General features: G+C 58.4%; 25 protein-coding genes and 1 tRNA gene. 7 read left to right on the forward strand and 19 right to left on the reverse strand.

Features of this window, described 5'->3' with window-relative positions:
* Window positions 1-2 precede the first annotated feature (2 nt).
* Window positions 3-1439, reverse strand: coding sequence for an amino acid permease (locus HF327_RS11585; protein ID WP_169108379.1), 1437 nt, complete (start codon window positions 1437-1439; stop codon window positions 3-5).
* A 190-nt stretch (window positions 1440-1629) separates the two neighbouring features.
* Window positions 1630-2028, reverse strand: coding sequence for a nuclear transport factor 2 family protein (locus HF327_RS11590; protein WP_169108380.1), 399 nt, complete (start codon window positions 2026-2028; stop codon window positions 1630-1632).
* Between the two features lie 684 nt (window positions 2029-2712).
* Between HF327_RS11590 and HF327_RS11595 the strand changes: the two genes are divergently transcribed.
* The 4 genes from HF327_RS11595 (at window position 2713) to HF327_RS11610 (ending at window position 7474) form a co-directional block, all read left to right on the forward strand.
* Entirely contained in the window at window positions 2713-4134 is a 1422-nt protein-coding gene (locus HF327_RS11595) for an NAD(P)/FAD-dependent oxidoreductase (RefSeq protein ID WP_169108381.1), read from the forward strand.
* A gap of 585 nt (window positions 4135-4719) precedes the next feature.
* Window positions 4720-5727 (forward strand): taurine ABC transporter substrate-binding protein, encoded by a 1008-nt coding sequence (gene tauA, locus HF327_RS11600; protein ID WP_169108382.1) that lies wholly within the window; start codon window positions 4720-4722, stop codon window positions 5725-5727.
* An 84-nt stretch (window positions 5728-5811) separates the two neighbouring features.
* Window positions 5812-6600 carry a taurine ABC transporter ATP-binding protein gene (locus HF327_RS11605; RefSeq protein WP_169108383.1) on the forward strand — a complete coding sequence of 263 codons (789 nt, stop codon included), beginning with the start codon at window positions 5812-5814 and terminating at the stop codon, window positions 6598-6600.
* Entirely contained in the window at window positions 6593-7474 is an 882-nt protein-coding gene (locus HF327_RS11610; RefSeq protein WP_169108384.1) for an ABC transporter permease subunit, read from the forward strand. Before HF327_RS11605 ends, HF327_RS11610 begins: the two co-directional genes overlap by 8 nt.
* A gap of 171 nt (window positions 7475-7645) precedes the next feature.
* Here HF327_RS11610 and HF327_RS11615 read toward each other — a convergent pair whose 3' ends face one another.
* The 3 genes from HF327_RS11615 to HF327_RS11625 are packed head-to-tail and all read right to left on the reverse strand — an operon-like array spanning window position 7646 to window position 11142.
* Window positions 7646-9346, reverse strand: a complete 1701-nt coding sequence (locus tag HF327_RS11615; RefSeq protein ID WP_169108385.1) for a cobaltochelatase CobT-related protein — start codon at window positions 9344-9346, stop codon at window positions 7646-7648.
* On the reverse strand, window positions 9336-10325 hold the full coding sequence (locus HF327_RS11620; protein WP_169108386.1) for an AAA family ATPase: 990 nt from the start codon (window positions 10323-10325) through the stop codon (window positions 9336-9338). The genes HF327_RS11615 and HF327_RS11620 overlap by 11 nt, the downstream gene beginning before the upstream one ends.
* On the reverse strand, window positions 10318-11142 hold the full coding sequence (locus HF327_RS11625) for an IclR family transcriptional regulator (RefSeq protein WP_169108525.1): 825 nt from the start codon (window positions 11140-11142) through the stop codon (window positions 10318-10320). Before HF327_RS11625 ends, HF327_RS11620 begins: the two co-directional genes overlap by 8 nt.
* Window positions 11143-11277: 135 nt before the next feature.
* On the opposite strand from HF327_RS11625, the gene xsc reads away from it, so the two are divergent.
* Together xsc and HF327_RS11635 are read left to right on the forward strand one after the other, a co-directional pair.
* Entirely contained in the window at window positions 11278-13089 is a 1812-nt protein-coding gene (xsc, locus tag HF327_RS11630; RefSeq protein WP_169108387.1) for a sulfoacetaldehyde acetyltransferase, read from the forward strand.
* A gap of 63 nt (window positions 13090-13152) precedes the next feature.
* Complete coding sequence (locus HF327_RS11635) at window positions 13153-14130, forward strand: bifunctional enoyl-CoA hydratase/phosphate acetyltransferase (RefSeq protein ID WP_169108388.1); 978 nt, start codon at window positions 13153-13155, stop codon at window positions 14128-14130.
* A gap of 244 nt (window positions 14131-14374) precedes the next feature.
* Here HF327_RS11635 and HF327_RS11640 read toward each other — a convergent pair.
* Window positions 14375-14451: transfer RNA gene (locus HF327_RS11640), tRNA-Arg, on the reverse strand.
* A 318-nt stretch (window positions 14452-14769) separates the two neighbouring features.
* Here HF327_RS11640 and HF327_RS11645 point away from each other — a divergent pair.
* The gene (locus HF327_RS11645) at window positions 14770-15024 is read left to right on the forward strand and encodes a hypothetical protein (protein WP_099735937.1); all 255 of its coding nucleotides are present in this window, start codon (window positions 14770-14772) and stop codon (window positions 15022-15024) included.
* 67 nt (window positions 15025-15091) lie between these two features.
* Here HF327_RS11645 and HF327_RS11650 read toward each other — a convergent pair whose 3' ends face one another.
* From HF327_RS11650 to HF327_RS11710, 13 genes are all read right to left on the reverse strand, one after another.
* Window positions 15092-16159: an FUSC family protein gene (locus tag HF327_RS11650; RefSeq protein ID WP_099735936.1), complete on the reverse strand. Its 1068-nt coding sequence runs from the start codon at window positions 16157-16159 to the stop codon at window positions 15092-15094.
* Between the two features lie 181 nt (window positions 16160-16340).
* Window positions 16341-17165, reverse strand: a complete 825-nt coding sequence (locus HF327_RS11655) for a Gp49 family protein (protein WP_198460473.1) — start codon at window positions 17163-17165, stop codon at window positions 16341-16343.
* 45 nt (window positions 17166-17210) lie between these two features.
* Window positions 17211-17672, reverse strand: coding sequence for a DUF2829 domain-containing protein (locus tag HF327_RS11660; RefSeq protein ID WP_198460474.1), 462 nt, complete (start codon window positions 17670-17672; stop codon window positions 17211-17213).
* Window positions 17669-18160 carry a hypothetical protein gene (locus tag HF327_RS11665; protein ID WP_169108389.1) on the reverse strand — a complete coding sequence of 164 codons (492 nt, stop codon included), beginning with the start codon at window positions 18158-18160 and terminating at the stop codon, window positions 17669-17671. Before HF327_RS11665 ends, HF327_RS11660 begins: the two co-directional genes overlap by 4 nt.
* Entirely contained in the window at window positions 18157-18798 is a 642-nt protein-coding gene (locus tag HF327_RS11670; protein WP_169108390.1) for a glycoside hydrolase family protein, read from the reverse strand. The genes HF327_RS11665 and HF327_RS11670 overlap by 4 nt, the downstream gene beginning before the upstream one ends.
* The gene (locus HF327_RS11675) at window positions 18795-19085 is read right to left on the reverse strand and encodes a hypothetical protein (protein ID WP_169108391.1); all 291 of its coding nucleotides are present in this window, start codon (window positions 19083-19085) and stop codon (window positions 18795-18797) included. The genes HF327_RS11670 and HF327_RS11675 overlap by 4 nt, the downstream gene beginning before the upstream one ends.
* Window positions 19086-19135: 50 nt before the next feature.
* Window positions 19136-19489 (reverse strand): DUF4376 domain-containing protein, encoded by a 354-nt coding sequence (locus tag HF327_RS11680; protein ID WP_169108392.1) that lies wholly within the window; start codon window positions 19487-19489, stop codon window positions 19136-19138.
* Between the two features lie 219 nt (window positions 19490-19708).
* Window positions 19709-20497: a hypothetical protein gene (locus HF327_RS11685; RefSeq protein WP_169108393.1), complete on the reverse strand. Its 789-nt coding sequence runs from the start codon at window positions 20495-20497 to the stop codon at window positions 19709-19711.
* Entirely contained in the window at window positions 20497-20643 is a 147-nt protein-coding gene (locus tag HF327_RS11690; protein ID WP_169108394.1) for a hypothetical protein, read from the reverse strand. The genes HF327_RS11685 and HF327_RS11690 overlap by 1 nt, the downstream gene beginning before the upstream one ends.
* A gap of 53 nt (window positions 20644-20696) precedes the next feature.
* The gene (locus HF327_RS11695) at window positions 20697-21227 is read right to left on the reverse strand and encodes a hypothetical protein (RefSeq protein ID WP_169108395.1); all 531 of its coding nucleotides are present in this window, start codon (window positions 21225-21227) and stop codon (window positions 20697-20699) included.
* Between the two features lie 3 nt (window positions 21228-21230).
* A complete protein-coding gene (locus HF327_RS11700; RefSeq protein ID WP_169108396.1) occupies window positions 21231-21812 on the reverse strand; it encodes a hypothetical protein in 582 nt (193 codons plus the stop codon).
* Window positions 21805-22242 (reverse strand): hypothetical protein, encoded by a 438-nt coding sequence (locus tag HF327_RS11705; RefSeq protein WP_236024153.1) that lies wholly within the window; start codon window positions 22240-22242, stop codon window positions 21805-21807. The genes HF327_RS11700 and HF327_RS11705 overlap by 8 nt, the downstream gene beginning before the upstream one ends.
* 56 nt (window positions 22243-22298) lie before the next feature.
* Window positions 22299-23324 carry a hypothetical protein gene (locus HF327_RS11710; protein ID WP_169108397.1) on the reverse strand — a complete coding sequence of 342 codons (1026 nt, stop codon included), beginning with the start codon at window positions 23322-23324 and terminating at the stop codon, window positions 22299-22301.
* Window positions 23325-23326 lie beyond the last annotated feature (2 nt).

The raw sequence follows: 23326 nt of genomic DNA on the forward strand, positions 1-23326 counted from the left end.
CATCAGTTCTTGCGCAACTTGGGCGGCGCCAGTTCATCCAGCCGCACTTCCGGCAACACGCCTCGCCGCAGGAACTGGCGTACCCAATAGGCAATCAGCAAGATGCACAGACTGGCCACACCCAGTGCCAGCGGCGTGCGCTGCTCGGGGATAAAGCCCATGGCGACCACGATGGACACCATCCCGGCAATCGCCAGCCAGGTCAGGTACGGGAAGCACCACATACGCACCTTGAGCAGATGTGGAGCCTCGTTCTCCAATCGATAGCGCAGACGTAACTGCGAAATGGCAATCAGGATGTAAACAAAGATGGCGACCGTTCCGTAGGAATTCACCAGAAAGGCGAACACCTTGTCGGGAGAAAGATAGGACATGACGATGGCGCCATAACCAAACAAAGTGGCGACCAGAATGGCATAGACCGGCACGCCGTTGCGGCTGACCCTAGCCAGTACTTTGGGGGCATCACCACGGCGAGTCAGAGCAAACAGCATGCGCGAGGAAGCATAAAGACCAGAGTTGAGCGCCGACAAAACCGCCGTCAGTACCACGGCATTCATGATCTGTGCAGCGGCCGGCACACCCATTGCCTCCAGCGCACTGACGTAAGGCGTGGAGATGCCAGCAGAGCTCCATGGAACCAGGCAAGCCACCAGCAACACCGATCCGACATAAAACACCAACACGCGCAAGATGACCGAACTCGTCGCTTTCGCCACTGCCTTCTGCGGCTCCGCCGTTTCTGCGGCGGCAATCGTCACGATTTCAGCGCCGAAGTAAAAGCCGGTGGCCGCCACCGCCCCAGTCAACACCGGAACAATGCCATTGGGCATGAAGCCTCCGTTCTGGGTCAGGTTGGCGATATGCATGCCGCCTGCTGCAGGCGTGAAACCCAGTACATAGACGCCAGCAATGAACAAAAACACCACAATGGCTGCCACTTTGATGGAAGCTAGCCAGAACTCGCATTCACCAAAGGATTTGACCGAAACCAGATTGGTCAGCGTCATCAAGATCAACAAGACCAGGCTGATGCTCCATGCCGACACATCAGGCAACCAATAGCGCACCAGCTCAGCACCCGCGACCGCCTCCAGCGCCACCACAATCACCCAGAAATACCAGTACATCCAACCTGTCAGAAAACCCGCCAGTTGCCCCACGGCAGGCTTGTCGATCCAGGCCTCGCGGGCGTATTCATAAAATGAGCCCCCCGTCATGGAGCAAGCCATCTCGCCGAGCATGCGCATGACCAGAACCACCAGCAGGCCGGTGATCAGGAACGAGATGACGGCCGCAGGCCCCGCAGACTTGATGACCACGCCACTGCCAACAAAAAGTCCGGCTCCGATGACGCCCCCCAGGGCAATCATGGTCATGTGACGCTGCTTGAGTCCGTGCGACAGCCCATCCGACGATGAGTGCGGATTTCCAATCATTTTTTGTCTCCTGTCTTACTGACATTGGCATGTCAGACACCACGGCTTTGTGTATGTAGTTCAGCCCTGCAGTTCACGCGAGCTGTTGCTGTGGTCGTTCAGTTGGGTGCTTGAAAATTTCTTCTGAAATCTGTGTGCCGGACAATCTGCTGGTAAGCAGCAATGCCCGGCATCGTGCTTGAACCTAGAGTCAAACTGCCGCGACTGGCGGACGATCCTTGCGGTATGCGTTCTTGACAGCGATCTTGCCGTCACGGAAGGTGAACACATCGACCATGCGCGCTTCGACACGCAGACCATCTGCCTTGGTACCTTTGAAGGTACTCTCGGAGACCCCACGTTCACCTTGCACAAAATGCTCGCCATCCACCCAAGATGCATCGGGGAAGGCCTGCCAGGCCAGTTGAAAGCCATCACGCACGGCCTCACGTCCCACGAAACTGCGTCCCATCAAGTCTGGACCGGCAACGGCGTGAAACTCGCATTCGTCGGCCATAAAGCTCATCAGTGCATCGATGTCATGCCGGTTCCAGGCATCGGAGAAGCTCGCCAGAAACTGGGCATCGGGTTGTGATTCTTTATTGCTCATGTACTCTCCAGATTGCTGTGATGTCGTAGGTACCTGCTTCTGAAACTGCGGTACCGCTTGATCGAAAATGTCAGAAATTCCGATGACCCATGGTAGGTAGCAGTGGCTCCATTTCGTAGAACCAGTTAACGGTAATCGTTAAGTCCAATGCCATACCTTGCTGCAGCATCGACATGATGGCGAAATGAGAAAAACTGTTGAAAACGTCTTGAGAAAAAACCACCTCCACCTCTGAAGCGCCACCTCTCATACCTCTTTCCAACGCCGAAAACAGGCAATCTGCATCGCCCGTTTTTCTATCGCCATTTAGGTGAAAACGATAGATAGCAAGCAGGCGGTTTATTCAAGCCTGCTCGGCAATCGCCATCTCAAAGAAACCAGCCGCAATGGCTGAATCTCTGCGTTCATCTTTTGGGAGTCTGGAGCACATACGGCACCGCTGAAGTGCACCCGAGCTAGCCGCTTCGGTATCAGCGAGCAGTCCTTGGATACCGCTCACAGAACCTGCTCCCTGGCTCCATCAAAACCCATTCCGTGGCCCTAACGAAGAGCGCAAGGGGCTGGCTATGCTGCGTTCAGCATCCCATGCGATGACCCACAGCGGCATCTGCATCGGCTTTGTGTCCACCCCTACCACAGCAACAAAGCGACGCTTCGAGCGCAGCAGACAAGGAAACAAGCACCATGAAAGCCGAGGACATTCGCCCCAGCCATCTGCGCCCTTATGATCCGCAATACGATCCGCTGGTGGCAGCCAATCCGGGCCATGGAACCGGATATGCGCCGACCTACTGGGTAGGGACAGCAGGCAGGCCACCAGAAGACGATGGCCCTGTTTGTGGCGACATGGAGGCCGATGTGGTCATCGTGGGCTCGGGCTTCACAGGCCTGTCCACCGCACTCTTTCTGGCCCGCGAACATGGCATTCGCGCCGTCGTCCTCGATGCCAATCAAACCGCCTGGGGCTGTACCAGCCGCAACGGAGGCCAGGGTCAGAATGCCAGCGGCCGTCTTTATCGCTCACAGTGGATAGAACGTTGGGGTAAGGACGTGGCCCTGAAGCTGGATGCCGAGATCCGCGAAGGCTTTGATACCTTCAAGAAACTGGTGGAGGAATTCCCTGAATGCGAGCCTCAACGGGGTGGACATTTGTACATTGCCCACCGCGACAGAAAGATGGATTTTCTGCGTAACGAGACCCGTGTCATGCGCGACGTCTTCGGCTATGACGCACGCATGCTCAGCGTTGACGAAGTCCGCCGCGATTACGTCGATGATGCCGATTGCCGTGGCGCCATGCATGAGCCCGATGGCATCGGCGTTCACCCGCTCAAACTGGCCTTCGGCTATCTAAGCAAGGCCCGCGAACTGGGAGTAAAAGTGCACACCGCCAGCCCCGTTATCGGCATGGAAACACGCAATGGCGTGCATTACCTTAAAACACCGGGCGGCACCATCAAGGCGCGTGCCGTCGGCTTTGCCACCGGCGGCTACACCAGCAATGGTCTGCACCGCCAACTGAATTCGAAGATCATGCCGATTCTTTCGAACTCGTTGGTCACCCGACCGCTGACCGAAGAAGAGCTGGCAGCCACCAACTTCAAGACCACGCAAGTCATCACCGACACCCGCACCCTGCGCTTTTATTACCGCAAGCTGCCAGACAACCGCGTGCAGATTGGCAGCCGCAGCGCCATCACCGGTGCCGATGCACCCAATCCGATTCACATGGCCAAGCTGGTCGAGGGTCTGCACCACAAATTCCCGGCACTCAAGGGCATTCAGGTGGATTACTCCTGGTGGGGCTGGGTTGACGTAAGCCACGACATGATGCCGCGCATCACCCAGCCCGACCCGAAAGAGAACATCTTCTATGCGGTCGGCTACGGCGGCAACGGTGTGTCCTTCTCTGCGCATGCCGGCCGCCGTATGGCGCAACGCATTGCCGGCCAGAATATCAAGGCCTTCGAGTTGCCAATCTACAACTCACCGCTCGAATATCCGAACGTGTTCAATATGGTGCGCTCCGAGGCATTTGCACCATTTCGCCGCATGGGACAACGCTTCCTCTACCACTGGTATCACATGAACGACGAAAAAAACTGAGCCAGACCAACTCCGCAAACTCGTCAACACATGAAGAGCAGCTTCCGCAAGAAAGCTGCTCTTTTTCATTGGAGTTTCATCTATCTCAACTCCAGCAAGAACGTGCCTGTGTACCTCTGGAATGCATCTTGCGTATGCACTCTTAGCCGTAATTTCCGGCATCTAAAGCGCTAGAAAAATGAAGTTATTCACGGTTTAAGTCGGCGATCAGTGAATACACCTAACACCCTGAAAAATGCAGAAAAAACAAACTTCCTCAACGCATGAATTTCAACAGAAAACCGTGCCAGACATGGCTTTCCGACGCACTGTTGCTGTGCATGCAAACAGATCCTGCACTGCTGCTTTCGAAAAAACCAAGCCTCCGTTTTTGCTGGACCTAACGATTGACATCAACTGGCCCTACTGGCTTCGCAGGGTTGCTCACTACGATCCATCGAGAAAGCTTTTGACCTTCTTGACATGGCTTTCCATCGGTTCAGTCAGAAAAAGGAAGACATCAGCAGGGCGGAGAAATGGACGGATGCAAGGGATTTTTGGCCGAGATATGCAACCGATATCGTTCTAGAAATGGAGAAATCTGAAATGAAAATGCAAAAACGATTGACACTGAAAGCTGGCATCGCAACCGCAGCACTGGCCCTGGCCGGCTCCGCGCTGGCGCAACAAAAAACGGTGACCTTTGCCAACCAGGACATGTTGGTGCCGCTGCGTCTGGTCATGGAATCCGGCGAAGTGGAGAAGGAAACCGGCTACAAGATCAACTGGCGCATGTTCTCGGGTGGCGGCGACGTGATCCGGGCCATGGCCTCGGGCGATGTCCAGATGGGCGAGCTAGGTTCCAGCCCACTGACGGCAGCGGCCAGCCAGGGGCAGGACATCAAGCTTTTATGGATCTCCGCAGACATCGCCAGCGCGGAAGCGCTGGTGGCACGCGATGGCGGCGGCATCAGCAACTTCAAAAGCATGGAAGGCAAGCGCATCGGCGTGCCATTTGTCTCCACCGCGCACTACCAGCTGATCGCAGCCCTTGGCAAAGAAGGGGTTGATGCGCGCAAGGTCAACATCATGAACATGCGCCCGCCAGAGATTGCCGCAGCCTGGGAGCGCGGCGATATCGACGGCACCTTTGTCTGGGATCCGGTACTGGCCAAGGTCAAGCAAAAAGGCAAGGTGATTGCCACCTCCGGCAGCATTGCGCAAATGGGCTACCCCACCTTCGAAGGCATTGCGGTCAGCAGCAAGTTCGCTCAGGAAAATCCCCAGTTCCTGGTGGCCTTTGCCAAGGCGCTGAATCGCGCCAGCGCTCAGGTTCGCGACAACCTGGCCAAATGGACGCCTGACTCCCCAGAGATCAAGGCCATTGCCAAATGGAGCAAAGCCGACCCCAAGGACGTGCCTGCTGCCATGGCGCTGTACCGTTTCCCCAGTGCAGAAGAGCAACTCAGCGCGCAATGGCTGGAAGGCGGTGCCGCCAAGGCCATGACCAACACCGCAAGCTTTCTGAAGTCGCAGGGACGAATTCAGGAAATCAAGCCAGACTATGCCGCGTTCGTGACCAACAGCTATGTCCAAAAGGCGCTAGGCCGCTAATTGCCTGAATCCGCTCACGACGGCCGGCAGCGGTAATCGCACTGTCGTGAATTCCTGCTTTATTTCTCTTTGGAAGGCAATCTCATGCCGACTCTGGATATACGCGATCTGACCGTCAATTACGAGGTCAAGGGTGGGCATTTGCAAGCCCTGGCTCCCGTGAATCTGACCATGCATGAAGGCGACTTTGTCGTGGCACTCGGTGCCTCAGGCTGCGGCAAGACGACTCTACTCAACTGTATGGCGGGCTTCCTGCCGCCTTCCAGCGGCCAGATTCTGCTGGACGGGAAACCCATTCAAGGCCCAGGTGCCAATCAAGGAGTGGTGTTTCAAAAGCATGCGCTGATGCCATGGCTCAATGTGATCGACAACGTCGCCCTGGGCTTGCGCATGCGCGGCATGGACCTCAAAAAGCGCACACAGATCGCGCAAGAAAAACTGGGCCTGGTCGGTTTGGAAAAATACGCTCAGCGCGCCGTGTATGAGCTGTCTGGCGGCATGCAGCAACGCGTGGGCATTGCCCGCGCACTTGCCAACGACCCCGCGCTCTTGCTGATGGATGAGCCCATGGGCGCACTCGATGCTTTCACGCGTGAGCAAGTCCAGGAAATTTTGCTGAGGGTCTGGAAGGCCACCAACAAGATGGTGTTCTTCATCACCCACTCGGTGGAAGAGGCGCTGTTCCTGGCCAGCCGTCTGATCGTCATGAGCCCGAGCCCCGGTCGCATCTCTCATGTCTACGAGGACATGCCGTTCTGTCATGAGTTTCTGCGCACCGGCGATGCCCGTGCCGTCAAGTCGCGCCCTGACTTCATCCGGATGCGCGAAGAAGTTCTGAGTCTGATCCACCACCGGGAGCCGGCCAATGTCTGAAGCTGTCCAAATCAACCCTCTGTCCGCCACGACGGCCCGCACACAGCCCAAAGCCCCGGCACCACAGACATCGGGACCGGTGAGGACCAGTCGCTTCAAGACTCCAGGCGAAGGCTCCAGCGTGGGCATCAGCATCGCCACAGTGATCGTGCTGCTAGCCCTGTGGTTCGCCGCCACCAATCTCGGCTGGGTCAAACCCTTGTTCCTGCCCAGTCCACAAGCGGTTTTCCAGCAGTTCTATGAATACCTGACCGGACAGGCCAACGACAAACCGCTGTGGCAACACTTCTCCGCCAGTCTGCTGCGCGTGACCATGGCCTTCTGGCTGGCCTTCATCATTGCCGTGCCACTTGGCATTGCGATGGGAATGTCACGCGTCGCACGCGGCATTTTCGATCCACCCATCGAGTTCTACCGACCACTGCCTCCGCTGGCCTATCTGCCGCTGATCATCATCTGGTTCGGCATTGATGAAACACCAAAGATCTTGCTGATTTTCCTGAGCTGCTTTGCCCCGCTGGCTCTGGCGGCGCGCTCGGGCATGCGCAGCGCGGCGCAGGAGCAAATCAATGCCGCGTATTCGATGGGCGCAAGCTATTTTCAAGTGATACGCCACGTGATCCTGCCTGCCGCCTTGCCGGACATTCTGGTGGGCATGCGCATCGCCATCGGCTTCGGCTGGACGACTCTGGTTGCCGCTGAAATGGTGGCAGCGAACGTGGGCCTGGGTCAGATGGTACTGAATGCTTCGAACTTCCTACGCACCGACATCGTGATCATGGGCATCATCGTCATTGGCGTGATTGCCTATGTGTTCGACCTGTTCATGCGCTGGGTAGAAAAGCGTCTGGTTCCATGGAAGGGACGCATGTAAGTTCGCAGCTTGTACGATCTGAAACCGCCCCCGGCAGAGCTTCTACCGGGGGCGGTCTGACAAGAAAATGGCACAAGCGTTGCGCTGTATCCTTGTTCTCGGCTTGTTGCCAGAGTCTTGTTAGCCGTCCGCTGACTTAACGAAAGAGATGGATAGAAAAATCCATCTCTTTCATCGCTTGCACAGCAACTCGGCCACCGAGAACAGCAAAGCCTCGTCTATGTCCTGAAGCAGATCGATGGCCAGCCGCTGGCGGTAGAACACGCCCAGGTCCAGACCGACACCCAAGGCGCAAACCTTCACGTCTCCCATGCGTTCTCGCGCGGCCAGCACTTGCCGCAGGTGCTGATCCAGATAATGCTCGTCGTTGCATTGGTGGGTTGCCGTATCCATGGGGCAACCGTCCGAGATCACCAGCAAAATGCGCCGTCTGGTGGAGCACGCCATCAGTCGCTGGCAGGCCCACTCCACCGCTTCGCCGTCAATCCCTTCGCGAAAGATATCGGGTTTGCGCAGTGCGGCAACACCCTGGCGGCCTTGACGCCAGGGTTTGGCGCCATCCTTGAAGACAATGTGCAGACGTTCATTGAGGCGCCCAGGAAACTCCGGCCGCCCGGCGCGCTGCCACTGCTTGCGCGCCCGGCCGCCATTCCAGGCCTGAGAGGAAAATCCCAGTATTTCCACCGCCACACCGGCCATCTCCAGAGCCCGGCCCAGCACATCCAGCAGCAAGGACAGGGGCTTGGCATACGCTTTCATGGAGCCCGAGCAGTCCATGAGGATGGTGACGGCCGTCTCGTTGATCGGGCGCTGCATTTCGTCCTTGAAAATGGCCCGCTGCTGGGGGTCTGTGACCAACTGGGACAGACGATTTCCATCCAGATAGCCTTCCTCCTGCGCAAAACTCCAACCATCGCGCTGCGAAGTTGCCAGGCGCTGCTGCAGATAGCGCGCCAACCGTCCCGCATGCTGCAGGCCGGAGCGGGCCAGCTCCTCATCCATCTGTTCTCGAAACTGCGCCAGCTGCACTGCGCGTATCAATTCACTGGCAGCGGCCTCCCGGTCAAATTCGCGCGTAAAAACCCGGTAGCTTTGCACCGTGCTGGCCCAGGCACGGCTGTCGCCGCTTTGAGCCATAGGCAGCTCATCCAGACTCTGAGATTCAAAATGCAGCGGCAAGGCGAAATTGCCGCGCCGCTTGGGGCTGCCCGCACCACGAGGAGCCTCCTCCTGCGCTGCGCGCACGGCCTGCCCCACCCAACGGCTGACCGCCAAGGCCGGCGTGACAAACTGCTGCTGCTCCTGGCGCAGACGCCGCAACTGGACCCATTGCTGTCCCAGTTGCGCGGCCATGGACAGCCGGGTGGATTCAACCAGATCGCCCATGCTCTCCGGTATTTCATGGCCTGTCAGCCGGCTCCAGGCCGTGACAGCCACCGTGAACAGCAAGATGCCCAGACTGCTTTCCGTCAGACCGGAATCCATAAAGGCCTGACACCAGTGCAAAAAACGCTGGCGCATATTCTCGCGCGCACCGGGCCAGGCCTCGGGCACCAGACTCTCGACCCGCAACTGCTCCAATAGCTCGAAGACCATGCGCTCTACCGGGTCCTTGGGCAAATGCTGTTGATGCAAGGCCTCGTCGCTCAAGTGCAGGCGCAAGCCCATGCTGTCCAGCAAACCACGCTGATCTGTCTGAAGCAAGGGCACATCGCTGTGGTGCGCCGCAAGCTGAGGCAAGGGATAGGTGCCGCGATAAAGCGTTTGCCCGCTCCATTGCAGCGAGTCGTCACCCGTCATGGCGCGCAGCATGGCTCCGCCCCAGGCCTCCATCCGGGACTTTAAAGCAGAGATTGGTATTTCAGTGCTCATGCAGGAACGCCAGAGCGGGCTCCTCGATCCGGGCCAGTTCCTGGCCGAAACAGCGCTGAAAATACTCGCTCACGATGGCGCGTTCGGCAGGCTCGCATTTGTTGAGGAAAGACAGCTCAAACGCCAGCTTCAGATCATTGAAGATGGAAATGTTCTCGGCCCAGGTAATCACCGTACGTGGCGACATCAGCAAGGACAGATCTCCCACCGAGAAGCCCCTGCGCGTCAGGCCGGCCAGCGCCACCATGGCATCCACCCGCTTGCGCCCCTGTGGCGTATCCATCTCCGGCACACGGGCCATCACAATGGCGGCCTCTTCGGCAGGTGCCAGATAGTTCAAGCTGGTCACCAGATTCCAGCGATCGAGCTGCGCGTGATTGAGCAGCTGCGTGCCGTGATAAAGGCCATTGAGATTGCCCTGACCCAAAGTGTTCATGGTGGCAAACAGGCGGAAATACGGATGGGGCTGGATCACCCGCTTTTGATCGAGCATGGTGAAGCTGCCTTCACGCTCCAGCACGCGCTGGATGACGAACATCACGTCCGGCCGGCCCGCATCGTACTCATCAAACACGATGGCCACAGGCCGCTGCAGGGACCAGGGAAGAATGCCCTCCTGGAACTGCGTCACCTGCTTGCCCTCCTGCAGCACGATGGTGTCCTTGCCCACCAGATCCAGACGGCTGATATGGCCGTCCAGATTCACCCGTACGCAAGGCCAGTTCAGCCGGGCAGCCACCTGCTCTATATGCGTGGATTTTCCCGTGCCGTGCAGGCCCTGTATCACCACGCGCCGGTTATGCGCGAAGCCCGCCAAAATGGCTTGCGTCACTTGCGGATTCAGGCGGTAGGCTTTGTCGATGGCCGGCACATGCTCGGTACGCTCTGCGAAAGCGGGCACGGTCATGTCCGTATCAATACCAAAAACATCACGCACGCTCACGGTGCGGGTGGGCTGCAGCAAGCTCAGGTCAGTCATCGTCGGCTTCCGGTGGAATGTCATCATTGATGCGGGCGATCGCCGCGACGGCCGCCTGCAACTTGGGAAGAAAGGACAGGGCTTTCTCCTTGGAAAAACGCATGATGGGCGCCTGCACGGCAAGCCCCATGTTGGAGTTGCCGTTGGGTGCCGGCACCAGCACGCCCAGGCACAGCAGTCCCGGCAGAAACTCTTCGTTATCAAACGCGTAACCCTGTTCTCGCACCTGCTCTAGCTCTTGCTCCAAGGCCTCGAAAGTCGTCAAGGTGTTGCCGGTAAAGGCCTCCAGCGGCACGTTGGACAGCAGCCTGCGACGCTGCGCCGGAGCCATCTGACTCAGAAACAGCTTGCCCGTGGCCGAGCAGTGCGCCGGCACGCGCGAACCCGGGTGCAGATAAAAGCGCAGCGGGGCCGGTGTTTCCACACGGTCCAGATACAAGACCTCGCTGCCCGAGAAAGCGGTGATGTTGCAGCTCTCGCCCAGCTCGTGCACCAGCTGGGTCAGCACCGCATGCCGCGCGCCATGCGTGGTGTTGTTGAGCAGCACGCTTTCGGCCAGACGCATCAGGCGCTGGCCCGTGCCGTAGTGGCGTCCGTTGCCATCTCTTTGCAGGATGCCCGCGCTTTCCAGCTGCGAAAGCATGCGGTGCATGGTCGGTTTCGGCAGTCCCGTCTCCTCCACCATGGTTTGCAGGGAGAAGGGCACGCTTTTCTGGGCCGCTGCCTCCAGCAACGCAAACAAACGCAGGTTGGGCGTGTCTCCGTCAAGGCGAGCCGAGTGGGTTTCTTCGCTGTTCTTCATATCGTCGTCGATCATAGTAATTTCCATTTTTCGAGTCAATTTATTCCGAAAAAAGAAATTTATTTGCATCAAAGCAAAAAAATGCCATAAACTGGCATCGCAATTTATTTTTTCGAAACGATAAGTTCCAAATTCTCAAAGGATACAAAGATGACTGCTACTGACAATCGTAAGGTGGTTGAAGGCGTTCAAAAGATGACCCCTTCTGAAGCCTTCGTGGAGACCTGTGTCGCCAATGGCGTCAGCGAGATGTTCGGCATCATGGGCTCGGCCTTCATGGATGCCATGGACATCTTTGCTCCTGCGGGCATTCGCCTGATCCCCGTGGTGCACGAGCAAGGTGCGGCCCACATGGCCGACGGATATGCCCGCGTCTCCGGTCGCCATGGCGTGGTGATCGGCCAGAACGGCCCCGGCATCAGCAACTGCGTTACCGGCATTGCCGCAGCGTTCTGGGCGCACAGCCCGGTCGTAATCGTGACCCCCGAAACCGGCACCATGGGCATGGGTCTGGGCGGCTTCCAGGAAGCCAATCAGCTGCCCATGTTCCAAGAGTTCACCAAGTACCAAGGACATGTTTGCAACCCCAAGCGCATGGCCGAGTTCACGGGCCGCGTGTTTGACCGTGCCATGTCCGAAATGGGCCCCACCCAGCTGAACATTCCCCGTGACTATTTCTACGGTGAAATCGAGTGTGAGATTCCCAAGCCCATGCGCGTGGACCGAGGCCATGGCGGCGAGAAAAGCCTGCAGGCCGCAGTGGAACTGCTCAAGACCGCCAAATTCCCCGTGATCCTGGCCGGTGGCGGCGTGGTGATGGGCGATGCCGTGCAAGAAGCGCAGCAACTGGCCGAACGCCTGGGCGCTCCCGTGGCCACCGGTTATCTGCGCAACGACGCCTTCCCCGCCAAGCACCCGCTGTGGGCTGGCCCTCTGGGCTACCAGGGCTCCAAGGCCGCCATGAAGCTGATCGCCCAGGCCGATGTGGTGATCGCACTGGGCTCTCGCATGGGTCCCTTCGGTACCCTGCCCCAGCACGGAATGGACTACTGGCCCAAGACAGCCAAGATCATTCAGGTCGAAGCCGATCACACCAACCTGGGGCTGGTCAAGAAGATCTCCGTGGGCATCAACGGCGACGCCAAGGCCGTGGCCGCCGAGCTGGTCAAGCGTCTGGCAGATGTGAAGCTGGACTGCGATGCCACTAAGGCCTCCCGCGCCGACACCGTGGCCACCGAAAAAGCCGCCTGGGAAAAAGAGTTGGACGAGTGGACGCACGAACGCGACCCCTATAGCCTGGACATGATCGAAGAGGCCAAGGGCGAGCGCACCCCAACCGGCGGCACCTATCTGCACCCTCGCCAAGTTCTGCGCGAGCTGGAAAAAGCCATGCCGGCACGCGCCATGGTCTCTACCGACATCGGCAACATCAACTCGGTGGCCAACAGCTATCTGCGCTTTGACGAGCCACGCAGCTTCTTCGCTCCCATGAGCTTTGGCAACTGCGGCTACGCCCTGCCCACCATCATCGGTGCCAAGTGCGCAGCCCCCGAGCGTCCAGCCATTGCCTATGCCGGCGACGGCGCCTGGGGCATGAGTATGATGGAAATCATGACCGCCGTGCGCCACGACATTCCCGTCACCGCCGTGGTGTTCCACAACCGTCAGTGGGGTGCGGAAAAGAAGAACCAGGTGGACTTCTACAACCGCCGCTTTGTGGCCGGCGAGCTGGAAAGCGAAAGCTTCTCCGACATCGCCAAGGCCATGGGTGCCGAAGGCATCGTGGTGGACAACATCGAAGATGTCGGCCCGGCGCTGCAAAAAGCCATCGACATGCAGATGAAAGAAGGCAAGACCTGCGTGATCGAAATCATGTGCACCCGCGAGCTGGGCGACCCCTTCCGCCGAGACGCCTTGGCCAAGCCCGTGCGTCTGCTGGAAAAGTACAAAGACTACGTCTAAACCAGGCAACCCCACGCAGTCCGACTGCGTGGGGTTTTTTTCTGATTTTCGACAGGAACCTCCATGGCATCCATCACCTCCCTGGCTGTGGCAGCCGCCGAGACCACTGCCACGCCCCGCCCCCACCTTCAGCATTTGCAAGAACGCGCACTAGCCAAAGGCCCGATCACCGTGGCCGTGGCCTATCCCTGCGATGCAGGCTCTCTGCAAGCCGCCATGCAAGCCGCCGACACAGGGCTGATCAAGCCCCTGCTGGTGGGCCCGCAAGAGCGCATACAAGCTGCAGCCAAGGCCGCCAGACTGGATTTGTCCGGCGCAGAAATTCATGATACGGCCGACGATGCGCGGGCCGCCTCCGCCCAGGCAGCCGCCCTGTGCCGCGACGGGCTGGCCAGCGCACTGATGAAAGGCAGCCTGCACAGCGACGATCTACTGGGCGCTGCCGTGGCCCGCGAAGCAGGCCTGCGCGGCAACTGCCGCGCCAGCCACGTCTTCGTCATGGACATCCCCGGCTACGACCGGCCTTTGCTCATGACGGACTGCGTGGTCAACATTTTCCCCACGCTGATGGATAAGCGGGACATCGCACAGAACGCGGTAAACCTGGCCCATGCCATAGGCATAGACCGCCCCCGCGTGGCGGTGCTGTCGGCAGTAGAAACTGTCAACCCCGCCATTCCCGGCACCATTGACGCCGCCGCCCTGTGCAAGATGGCAGACCGCGGCCAGATCATGGGAGGAATCTTTGACGGCCCGCTGGCCTACGACAACGCCATCTCCCTGCATTCGGCTCATAACAAAGGCATAGTCTCCGACGTTGCCGGACGCCCCGACGTGCTGCTGGTCCCCAGCCTGGAAGCCGGCAACATGATTTACAAGCAGCTGGTCTACATGGCCAACGCCGAATGTGCAGGCCTGGTGCTGGGCATGCGCGTGCCCATTGTGCTGACCAGCCGCTCCGACTCCGTGGCCAGCCGCATTGCCTCTTGTGCGCTGGCGGTGCTCGCCAGCCCCACATCCCGGGCCGACAAAGCTTCGTGACAGGTCCAGTCTCCTCCCAGACCCCACTGGTTTTGATGGCGCAAGCGCCGCGTGCTCCACGCATTGGGGTCTCTTGCCTGGCACCGACGATTGTCGATACGGGGCGAGAGACACCCCGTATGCAACGCGTTTTCGACGTGAGCTATTACTTCATGGACCAGGTCACCAAAACCAAGCCCGGTAATTTGTGCATAGGCCAGAAAAGACAAAAGCCTTAGAGTATTTCTACTCTAAGGCTTGTATCTGGTGCGGCTGGCAGGAATCGAACCCACGACCCCTTGGTTCGTAGCCAAGTACTCTATCCAGCTGAGCTACAGCCGCATTTGGCGGAGAGGGTGTCCTACAAGACGCCTTAAAAATCAGTGACTTAGAAGGTTATTTTCGACTTGTAGGCCATCCTGTAGGCCTTCCGCATTGCTGCGGTATGACGCTATTGTATGCGATTTGAGCCGCATAAAAAGAAAGAGCGGGAAATCTTCATTCCGCGCGCCTCCCGACCCTAAGCGCCGCGATTGAGCATAGCAGACAGCCCCATGCAGGCATCCTGACATCCTCTAAAGCGAGCTAGCCCATTTTGTGGGCAATATGGGGAAAACTTAATGTTGACCTCCAACACTCCCGCTTTGACACAATCGCACCATGACCGATGAATCCCCGATCCACACAGTCCACAAGCGCGTTTGCCATACCTTTCTGAGGCACTGGAAGGCCCACAACAACGCCTATCCCAAGCTGATCAAGATGACGCCGGAAGAGCTGCGGCAGTTCAACATCGTCAACGCCTTTGCCAAGCCCGATGAAATGTGGGGCGTCCCAATTGAAATCGACCACAACACCACGGGCGTGATGATTGCGGTCGATGGGACGGAAATGCCCTTGGTTGAGGGCTACTGAAGGAAGCCTAGAGCTAAGGCCAACAACTCACACAGCAGACGATGCCTTCTGCTCAAAGTCGCGAAACCTAAATACGCACTTGGGTCTTGGTGGCAACAGTCCCAGTAGACCTCAGATGGAGCACCTCCAGGCCTTCCAGGATCCTTGAGGCGGCTCTCAAGTGATCGACAGCCGACTGCCACTCAAGTGGCACGCTTAGGACTTCCAAAGCAAGCGTGTGAGACGGTGCAGAAGGCTGTTCACCAGCAAGACAGGCGCATCGTGAAGCTACACCAACAAGGCAATCGGCCAATCCTTCTGGTGCAGACTCCATATTCTTGCGCATCACATCCGAGAACGCCTCTCCAAACAGCAAAGAGGATGCATAGAGGCGAATTGCTGCTCGGTCATAACGTGCGGCCGTCTCAACGACTGAACGCTTGGCGAGTCGACCTCGGAGGGACCAACGAGCCTCATACCTCGCGGAGTCGATGCCCGCACTGAGTGCAATGAGACTGGCATGCGCTGCAGAGAAGCGATTTAACGCAGATATCGCTTTGTGGGTGTTTTGATGCTTCAAAGCATCAACGCAATCCTCAAATGAGCGGCTCAGGCCTCGAAACAAGTCACTGGCGGCCACATCAATTTGTCTCACGGGATTGGGCGTCAATAACACTTGGCTAAAAAAGAGGCCGACTGTCACACCGACGACCACATCTTCCAACCTGACCAGACCGGCACTGTGTGGCCCAAGAGCAAGAACGAGAACAGCTGAGCATCCGGCCTGGATCGCTACAACAGCTGCTTGGCCAAAGGCCGCAGCAATAAGGATCGAGAAGAACGTCGCAACAGTCAAACGCAGCAGTGACAAGCCATCTGGGACCAGCAGGCCTTCAGGAAGCAAGAAAAATGCGGCTTCACCAATAACGATACCTGTAGCAACACCAAGCATCAGCCCCACTGCTTGCTTGCCATGGCTGGGCAAGCCAGGAGACAAACAAACAATGGCTGTTACGGCTGCGAACACAGGATGCGGGTGACCGAATAACCAAATCGCCAGCACCCACGCGATTCCTGCTGCGATAGCGGAAACCGCCGCATCTCGCCAAGCTTGAGCAACGCGATTATTTAAAGTTGACCGAGCAATTCTGAACACGAGAGCGCCTTATTTGCGAAACGCAAAGATATCAATTAGCTATTAGTGTAGCGACACCGATACCTCTTTTATAAGAACCAACGAAGACACATTGAAATCGACCACAACACCACGGGAGTGATGATTGCGGTCGATGGGACGGAAATGCCTTTGGTCGAAGGCTATTGAAAAAGCAACTTGCTCATTGGCCAGCGATGGCCGAGTGCAGTTTGTAGCCCTCCAGCTTCCAGAGCTCGTCGCGCACCTTGCCTTCCGCTTGCTCCCGGGCGTACTTAATACCCTTGGCAGCGTCGAAGTTCTCAGGGCTCACGCATCCGCTGTAGCCGGTGGCCACATAGAAGCGGCCAAGGTAAGCATGGGCGAAGGTGGTGGTTGTGCCCTCAGGCTGGTCATACACCCAGATCAATTTGTCCATCAGCACCTGGATCTGCTCGGCGGTCACGCTAGGCGCGGTCAGGCTTGCGGCCATCGCCACACTCTCAGCTTGCCTCTGGCGAAGATCGTCCCAATGCGTGCCAGCCGCTCCAGCTACGGCAGAAACAATGGGCTTCGGACAGTTGCTGCACGCCATGCTGGTGCTGCAGGTGCAGGTGCAGGTGCAGGTCGCTGCAAGCGTCTGAGAGCTGCGGCCCTGAATTGAGTTGGCCACATCCCGGATAAATGCCCCCAGCTCGGCCGCGTTCTTGGTGTTCACCAAATGAGGCGCCAGCGCATGCACAAGGGAATACTCCAGGTCGTTGCGGTGATCGCGCTGCACCCCGACCACGTTCGACCCTAGTGTGCCGCCCGTCTTGGGCTCCAGATCGTCGCGCAAAACTTGGATCACCACATCGATCTTGGTGTACAGCGCCAGCACGGCCAGGGCCACACAGGAGGCAATGAAGCCGGTCAGCGCAATTCCGCTGGGGTTGGTGTTCACCTTGAAGGCGCAGAACAGCAGGACCGCCAGAATCACGGCGGCGATGCAAAGGAGCATCTTGGGGGATGTGTTGAAAGACAGGTTCACAGGGATCTCCAAAATCCGGCAGCCGGCCGGTGCGGGCCGGAAGGCTTAGAAAGCAGAGATGCGCTCGCCCAGGATCACAGACAGCTCGCGCATCACATCGAGCTGGCGGCGCATGCGGGCCTGCTCGTCCAAGCTCAACTGGCGGAACAAGGCATTGCGATCAATGAACTCGTCCAGCTTGGTGATGCGAACGTCGTTTTCCTGCTTTTCATCCAGCACGCGCTGCTGGTGGGGCGGTACCGTGCAGCCGATAACCTGCCAGTCATCGGCCAAGCAGTCATTGATGCTAGGAACCCAGGTGCTCACTGTCTCGTCCACGTTCTTGATGGCGAGATAAGGGTTGTAGGGAACCATGGCGCCTTCGCCGAAGTGAGTCTTGGCTGCCCCGGTCTGCACCGGGTACTTGGCCGCAGGCACCAGATAGGCGAACATGCCTTTGCCGTTCCAGCCAGCACGCTGCACGCGCTTGCCTGCTTTCAGCTCCTTGAGTGCGTCACCGAAGTTCATTGAGGGTTCTCCTTGATTTGAATTACTGGCCACGCGGCGCGGCAGGTTGCTGCATCAGCTGCGTGTCCATCAGCTCGGATTGCCAGCTCTGTGTATCGCTGGCTGCACTGTCCGAATACGCGACTGAGGGTTGAGGCGTACTCGATGCAGGCGGTGGGGGAAGCGTCGGCCAATCGCTGCTCGGCATCGGACAGTTGCTTGCGCAGGCCGTCACGCTCACTGCGAGCGCGATCAGCAGCAGCCTGCATAGCGGCTTGTTTCTTGATGGCATCGTTGAGGGCTCCTTGGTATTTGTCATTGACCTTGCGTTCCACGGCCAACACGCGCCGAGCGGCGGCGGTGCGTTCATCTGCGATCTGCTCGCGGTACTGGCTGGCCTGCAGGCGCTCGTCGGCCAGATCCGCGCCAAGGCGGGCTGCCTGGAAGTACCAGACGCCAGCGCCAGCAATAAGAGCCGCGGCTAAATGGGTGATGGCGCGGGTGCTCATGGCGTGCCCATGCGCCACACGCGGCAGATCTCGTCGTTGGAGTCGCCGCGCCCCTGCAGGCCGGGCAGCACAGTCGAAACACCTTTGACCGTGCCTTTGTTCCAGCGCGGGTTTTCTAGGCAGGCGCCCACCAGATCACCGGCGTTGGCCTTGCGGCGCATGGTGCTGGTAGAAAAATTGGCCTCGCCCTTGTTGTGCAGGAAGTCGATGAACGTGCCCTGCACAAATGCGTCGTAGCTGGGCCAGTACGCAAGCAAGCGCTGGGCCGCGCGCTCTGATTGCAGATACCGTCCCTTTTCCAGCTGATAACACTCGCCCGGGCTGTACCACTTGCCAGCGATCACGCCGGCGCCAGTGATGCCGTTGCATACGGTCAAGGGCGCGCCCTTGCCCAGCTTGTCGATATAGGGTGTGCCGATGTGTTTGCCGCTGGATTCATAGAAGTGGCCCAACACCATGGCCACCTTCACACCCTGGCGGGTGTCGGGGTCAGCGGCCACGGCCTGCACATACTGGTCAGCCAGGCCTTGCTCGATGGCGGCCTGATCAGCAGCCAGGTAGGCGCCACCACCAGCCCCCAACGTCAGCACCAGTGCAGCCAGACGGCCAGCGAGAAAGCGGGGAATTTTGCTGCTCATGTGCGGCCTCCGCGCTGGGTACGGTCACGCAACTGCTGGCGTGTCTGAGCGCGCAAGTAGTCGCGGCGCCACTTCCAGATCAAGTAGGAGGCCTGCAAGGCCACAAATGCGATAGAGGCCAGTACCAGCCAGTCACTGAGGGGCAGGCCCGCAAGCCGGAATCCTCCTGCGGTGACTGCCCCAGGCGTGGCGTGATAGGCCGCGCTGGCAATGTCCTGCTTTTGCTCGGCCGTCAGATGCTGGTGGATGCCCAGCAGCGCCAGCATTGATGCGAGAGCTTTTTTCATACCCCGGAGTGTTCCGGGGCAGGGTTCTTTGGTCGAACCCTAGAGGGGTGTCACACAGGCCAACCAGCGGTCACGTCATAGACCTGTACCGCCGCAAGATCGGGCAGCGCATCAATGGCCTCATGATGGGCGCGCTCAGCAGTGAATGAAGCCTGCACATGCAAGGCGATGGCACAGGCGATGGCCTCCACGTCAGCTACCGAAATCGTCACCCAGGCACCGGCCGCCTTGAAGTCCACCGTCTGCAGTCCAGAGCGCCGCGCATTAGCCACCACCGTGGTGATGCGGTTCTGGTCTTCAATGCCTGTGAGCACGCGCATGCCGCCCACCATCACCCCGCCCGTTTCTACGGCCCAGCGCTTGGCCGTTATCCGCTTTTTAAGCGCATCCTTCGACTCCTCCAAAGTAGGCGGTGCAGGTTCAGGCGTTAACTCAGGCAGCGGGATAAGCTCTACCGTCCAACTCCCATTAACCCGCCGAAGTCTCTCAGTTAGAGGATTATGTTTAGGCAGTGGGTCGAGAGTTGCTGACGCAGGGTTGTGGCCAGTAGCAAATGGCGGCAGTTCAGCGGAACCAGCGTAATAGCCGTCATCGTCAAAAGAGTGGATTGTGTTGCTCATGATTTAACGAGTGACGTAAGCAGTTGCGACTAAAGACTTGACACGGTTTTCGGAAGCTGTTGGAACTTGGCGGGAGGCGTCTAAGTTGACATATCGTGGGTAAATCACCCCGGAGTTTGGGTCTTCGATCGAGCCCAGATTCGCGTACTTCTGATTAGTACCACCGTAAAACACACCAGTAGCCATTTCGATAATGGAAGTGCCAGTCACGGAGCCAAAAGTACCGCTGATATTCCGAATCGCATCCTCTTGTAGGTAGCCATTAACCAGCGCAGTATCAATCCCCCTGCCCAAGTCGGCGCTACGAATCACGCGAGCACGGGCGTCTTTGAGTACAAATGTTGATCCAGCGAAACCGTAAAACGCAGCCAAGTCTGGGTGGTCTGCTGTGTTGTAGGTTACGTCTGAACGCAGCTGAATACCGTGCTTAATGTTGGCCGCAGGTCCGTCGCTATAGAAGATCACTCCAGGGCGGTGCCATGGCGCACGCTCATAAGCAGTCCCATTCCAAACCATGTGCCGGTGATGTGGAGCTGTCACCAATATCACCGGCCCCATGTTCGTGGTGGGAACAGTCGTATAGGTATTGTTTTGCGCAACCAACTTTCCAAGAGCAACAAGCAAAGTATCGGCAGCCGTCACTGGTGCGCCCGTAGTGGATGCCAATCCTGTCAGCGCAACCTGAAGTGCATTGATCAGCGTTGCAGCGTCCAGCAAGTCGCCAGCTGGCAACTCCTGTAGACGTGCTGGTGTGGTGTCGGTGCGAAGTACGACAGGACGCCTGTTTTCCATTACAGCCCCACCTGTACCGCAACACCCGCTGCGTCATACACGGGCAAAGTCCAAGTGGAGCCCGCAATCAATTCAATCAAGACAGCCGCCGTATCCGTCTGAAAAACTGGCAGCCGCTGCACCACCCCGGCCAGCACGTCACCCACAGGTAGCTGCTGATTTCTGCCGCCGATTCGGACTATGGGCTTTCGCATCACCATCAGAGCCCCACAAAGCCCAGGTCATCTGTCACCAGCTCCGTCTCGCTCTTGGCCACGCCCAGCTCCTGGCAAATCTTGCCAGCACTGGCCGTATCTGCAGAGTCCAGAGGCGCAGCGATGACCCCGCCCGCAGTTCCCAGCCAGTAGCGTGAGCCGGGAGCGAGCCCTGTCAACGCGGAATTAGTGGTATCCAGCGGGTAGACGGTCGCCTGGCCGGCACTCGCCACGGCATCTTTCAGGTAGCCGTCTGCTTGCCGCGCATTACTGTTGTCCGCAAGACGGACGTTAATAGCGCCCGCATTGCTGTGGAAATTGACAAATTTTCCGGCTCCAATGGCTTCGCTTGCTGGGCAACTAATGGTGTTCGCGCCAATGCCAGTCGGCATCAGGCTCATATCCAGCTTGCCGCTGGAGTCGGTCGCAATCAGTTTCCCGGCATCCGCCGCGCCAGTTGATATGGCCAGGCCAAAAATTTGTTTGGTCTTCCCGGCCACACGGGCCAAGAATCCTTGGGTAGGCTGAGTTGCCATGACTTACTCCAGTTCGATAGGGTCTTGAATATTCAAAAGCAGGCGAGTCGCTGACAGGGCCGTGCCTATCAATACGTCATGCCCGGTCTGGGGTGGGGTCTGGGTCAAGCGGCCCTGAGCACTCAAAAAGACGCGCACGCCAGGCAGCCACTGCCAGCCAGCGTCATCAATGTGACCCATGCGCTGCACATGGATGGGCTGTCCGCCCGTGGCTGCGCTCACCGTCACGCCCAGCAGCGCCAGCACATCCCTCTCAAAGTTGCAATCTGCTGGCCACACCGAACCAAACAAGTCTTCATAGACAGCAAGTAATGCGCTGGTAGCCATGCCCGCAGTACGCTGCATGATCTGTCCGCCGGCAGGACCGGGGATTCCAGTCGGTCCGGGCGGCCCCTGTACGCACTCACTCAGAAGCTGCAGCTTTTCAACTGGCTCCAGCAGAGTGTTGTCGTGGCCAGCCTCCAGCAGCAGTTGCTCGGTGGGAACTTCCAGAATCTCATCGGAGCCCTGGGGCTCCAGCAGCACAACAGTTTCGACCTTCTCCTGTAGCACCGATTCAGTTTCGACTTGCAGCAGATCAGGCATCGACCACCTCACCTGAAAATGGCAAACCCAAGCTATCGCCAACAAACCTGCCACCTACATCAATCACGAGGCCACGAGTCACTTCCGGCGATACCACTACGGAGCCAGTCATGCGGCGGATGACTGTTCCATTGGGGAATTCAATCTCTAGGTCATAGACAGCGGACTGCCAATTCATGGCTGCAGTGTCGGCCGCACTGATGAATAAGTGAATCGTGCCTGCGGTACCGCCCAGCACAATGCGGCCGTTCTCCGTACTCAGACCAATCAGCACCTCGTCGCTTCCAATGTCTTCACGAAAATGGGAGCGCGCCTTGCACCCCGTCAGATCCACAGGCACGGCCTTGGTTTTGGTGCCCGTCAACCAAGTAAATGTCTTGTCGAACGTGGCACCCTGGTCGATTTCAAGTTTGACTTTGTGGGCAGGCATGGATGGCAGTGTGAGTGTCTGCCCCCATGCCGTCGAACCCTAGAGGGGTGCTGTCCTTACATCGACACGCTGGTGCTCATTCCGTTACTCACACCTGCACCGATACCGTTCAAGCTCGCAGCAGCTGCATCACCCACCATCTTGATTTGTGCCAGCGCTGCGTTCGCACGCAACTGCGCCGTTTCCAGCTGAGAGCGCATATTCGACTCTTCGGCCTTGCTTTTAAGCTCGGCGTCCGTGATCGACAGGCGGATGAATGGCTCCAGTGCCGAGTTCTGGGCTTGATAGAGACTGACAAGCGTGCGCGCAGCATCGTTTTTCAGGTTGGTGATATTCGATGCCAGCTGCGAGGCCACTTGCGGGCCCATCATCACGGTCTTCACATACTCGCCCACAGAACTGATGGCCTGCGAGAACTGATCCACTACGGTCTTGACCGCGAAGCGCACGTTCTCCACCTCTGTCTCAAAGCTCTTGATGGCAATGTCGCGGCTGGCCTCGGCCAGCTTGTCGCGGCCGCCTTGGCGAATCAATGCAGCCTCATGCAGCATGGCGCCGGGCGGCAGTGGCCAGCCAGCGCGGGCATAGCGCTCCTGCACCGTATTCAAGTCGCGCTCTGCCTCACGCAAGATGCGGGAGCGGCCGCGCTCCCACAGCGCGGACTCCACCGCATGACTGATGCCGGTGCCACCTTCATTGATGGCTCGCTCGCACCACTTCAGGGCCGAAGCCATGAGAGACATATCCGGGAAGGCAATACCCAGCATGTCCTTGAAAGCCTTATCAATCAGCGCTGACAGCTCGCCATTCTTGGCATCAAAGTACGCCATGGCCGCGTTAGGATCGTCAAAACTCAGGTTCTTGGGCACTTCGGCCGGCATGAATGACTGGTTCAGGATCGGTGCCGTGTAGTGCGGCGCCGTTCCCACGGTCGCCACCATGTCATGGGTAAAGCCCTGAGCGCTGCGAAACGACTCCATCGCCATGGCCCACTTGGCGTTGAAGATCTGCGTTGTTTGCAGCGCGGGGCCGGTCACTCCGGCAGGGATGGTGACAATGGGGGCGATAGGTAGTGTGGCCATTT

This window comes from Comamonas suwonensis (assembly GCF_012844455.2).
GTDB classification, from domain to species: Bacteria; Pseudomonadota; Gammaproteobacteria; order Burkholderiales; family Burkholderiaceae_C; genus Comamonas; species Comamonas suwonensis.

What these genes read in the sequence shown, in the direction of transcription:
- HF327_RS11705 (WP_236024153.1), bottom strand. Translation starts at nt 22,242, where the DNA reads ATGCCTGCCCACAAAGTCAAACTTGAAATCGACCAGGGTGCCACGTTC.
- HF327_RS11590 (WP_169108380.1), bottom strand. Translation starts at nt 2,028, where the DNA reads ATGAGCAATAAAGAATCACAACCCGATGCCCAGTTTCTGGCGAGCTTC.
- HF327_RS11595 (WP_169108381.1), top strand. Translation starts at nt 2,713, where the DNA reads ATGAAAGCCGAGGACATTCGCCCCAGCCATCTGCGCCCTTATGATCCG.
- HF327_RS11710 (WP_169108397.1), bottom strand. Translation starts at nt 23,324, where the DNA reads ATGGCCACACTACCTATCGCCCCCATTGTCACCATCCCTGCCGGAGTG.
- HF327_RS11675 (WP_169108391.1), bottom strand. Translation starts at nt 19,085, where the DNA reads ATGAAAAAAGCTCTCGCATCAATGCTGGCGCTGCTGGGCATCCACCAG.
- HF327_RS11695 (WP_169108395.1), bottom strand. Translation starts at nt 21,227, where the DNA reads ATGGCAACTCAGCCTACCCAAGGATTCTTGGCCCGTGTGGCCGGGAAG.
- tauA (WP_169108382.1), top strand. Translation starts at nt 4,720, where the DNA reads ATGAAAATGCAAAAACGATTGACACTGAAAGCTGGCATCGCAACCGCA.
- HF327_RS11585 (WP_169108379.1), bottom strand. Translation starts at nt 1,439, where the DNA reads ATGATTGGAAATCCGCACTCATCGTCGGATGGGCTGTCGCACGGACTC.
- HF327_RS11625 (WP_169108525.1), bottom strand. Translation starts at nt 11,142, where the DNA reads ATGATCGACGACGATATGAAGAACAGCGAAGAAACCCACTCGGCTCGC.
- HF327_RS11660 (WP_198460474.1), bottom strand. Translation starts at nt 17,672, where the DNA reads ATGAACTTCGGTGACGCACTCAAGGAGCTGAAAGCAGGCAAGCGCGTG.
- HF327_RS11665 (WP_169108389.1), bottom strand. Translation starts at nt 18,160, where the DNA reads ATGAGCACCCGCGCCATCACCCATTTAGCCGCGGCTCTTATTGCTGGC.
- HF327_RS11615 (WP_169108385.1), bottom strand. Translation starts at nt 9,346, where the DNA reads ATGAGCACTGAAATACCAATCTCTGCTTTAAAGTCCCGGATGGAGGCC.
- HF327_RS11685 (WP_169108393.1), bottom strand. Translation starts at nt 20,497, where the DNA reads ATGGAAAACAGGCGTCCTGTCGTACTTCGCACCGACACCACACCAGCA.
- HF327_RS11645 (WP_099735937.1), top strand. Translation starts at nt 14,770, where the DNA reads ATGACCGATGAATCCCCGATCCACACAGTCCACAAGCGCGTTTGCCAT.
- HF327_RS11620 (WP_169108386.1), bottom strand. Translation starts at nt 10,325, where the DNA reads ATGACTGACCTGAGCTTGCTGCAGCCCACCCGCACCGTGAGCGTGCGT.
- HF327_RS11700 (WP_169108396.1), bottom strand. Translation starts at nt 21,812, where the DNA reads ATGCCTGATCTGCTGCAAGTCGAAACTGAATCGGTGCTACAGGAGAAG.
- HF327_RS11605 (WP_169108383.1), top strand. Translation starts at nt 5,812, where the DNA reads ATGCCGACTCTGGATATACGCGATCTGACCGTCAATTACGAGGTCAAG.
- HF327_RS11635 (WP_169108388.1), top strand. Translation starts at nt 13,153, where the DNA reads ATGGCATCCATCACCTCCCTGGCTGTGGCAGCCGCCGAGACCACTGCC.
- HF327_RS11670 (WP_169108390.1), bottom strand. Translation starts at nt 18,798, where the DNA reads ATGAGCAGCAAAATTCCCCGCTTTCTCGCTGGCCGTCTGGCTGCACTG.
- HF327_RS11610 (WP_169108384.1), top strand. Translation starts at nt 6,593, where the DNA reads ATGTCTGAAGCTGTCCAAATCAACCCTCTGTCCGCCACGACGGCCCGC.
- xsc (WP_169108387.1), top strand. Translation starts at nt 11,278, where the DNA reads ATGACTGCTACTGACAATCGTAAGGTGGTTGAAGGCGTTCAAAAGATG.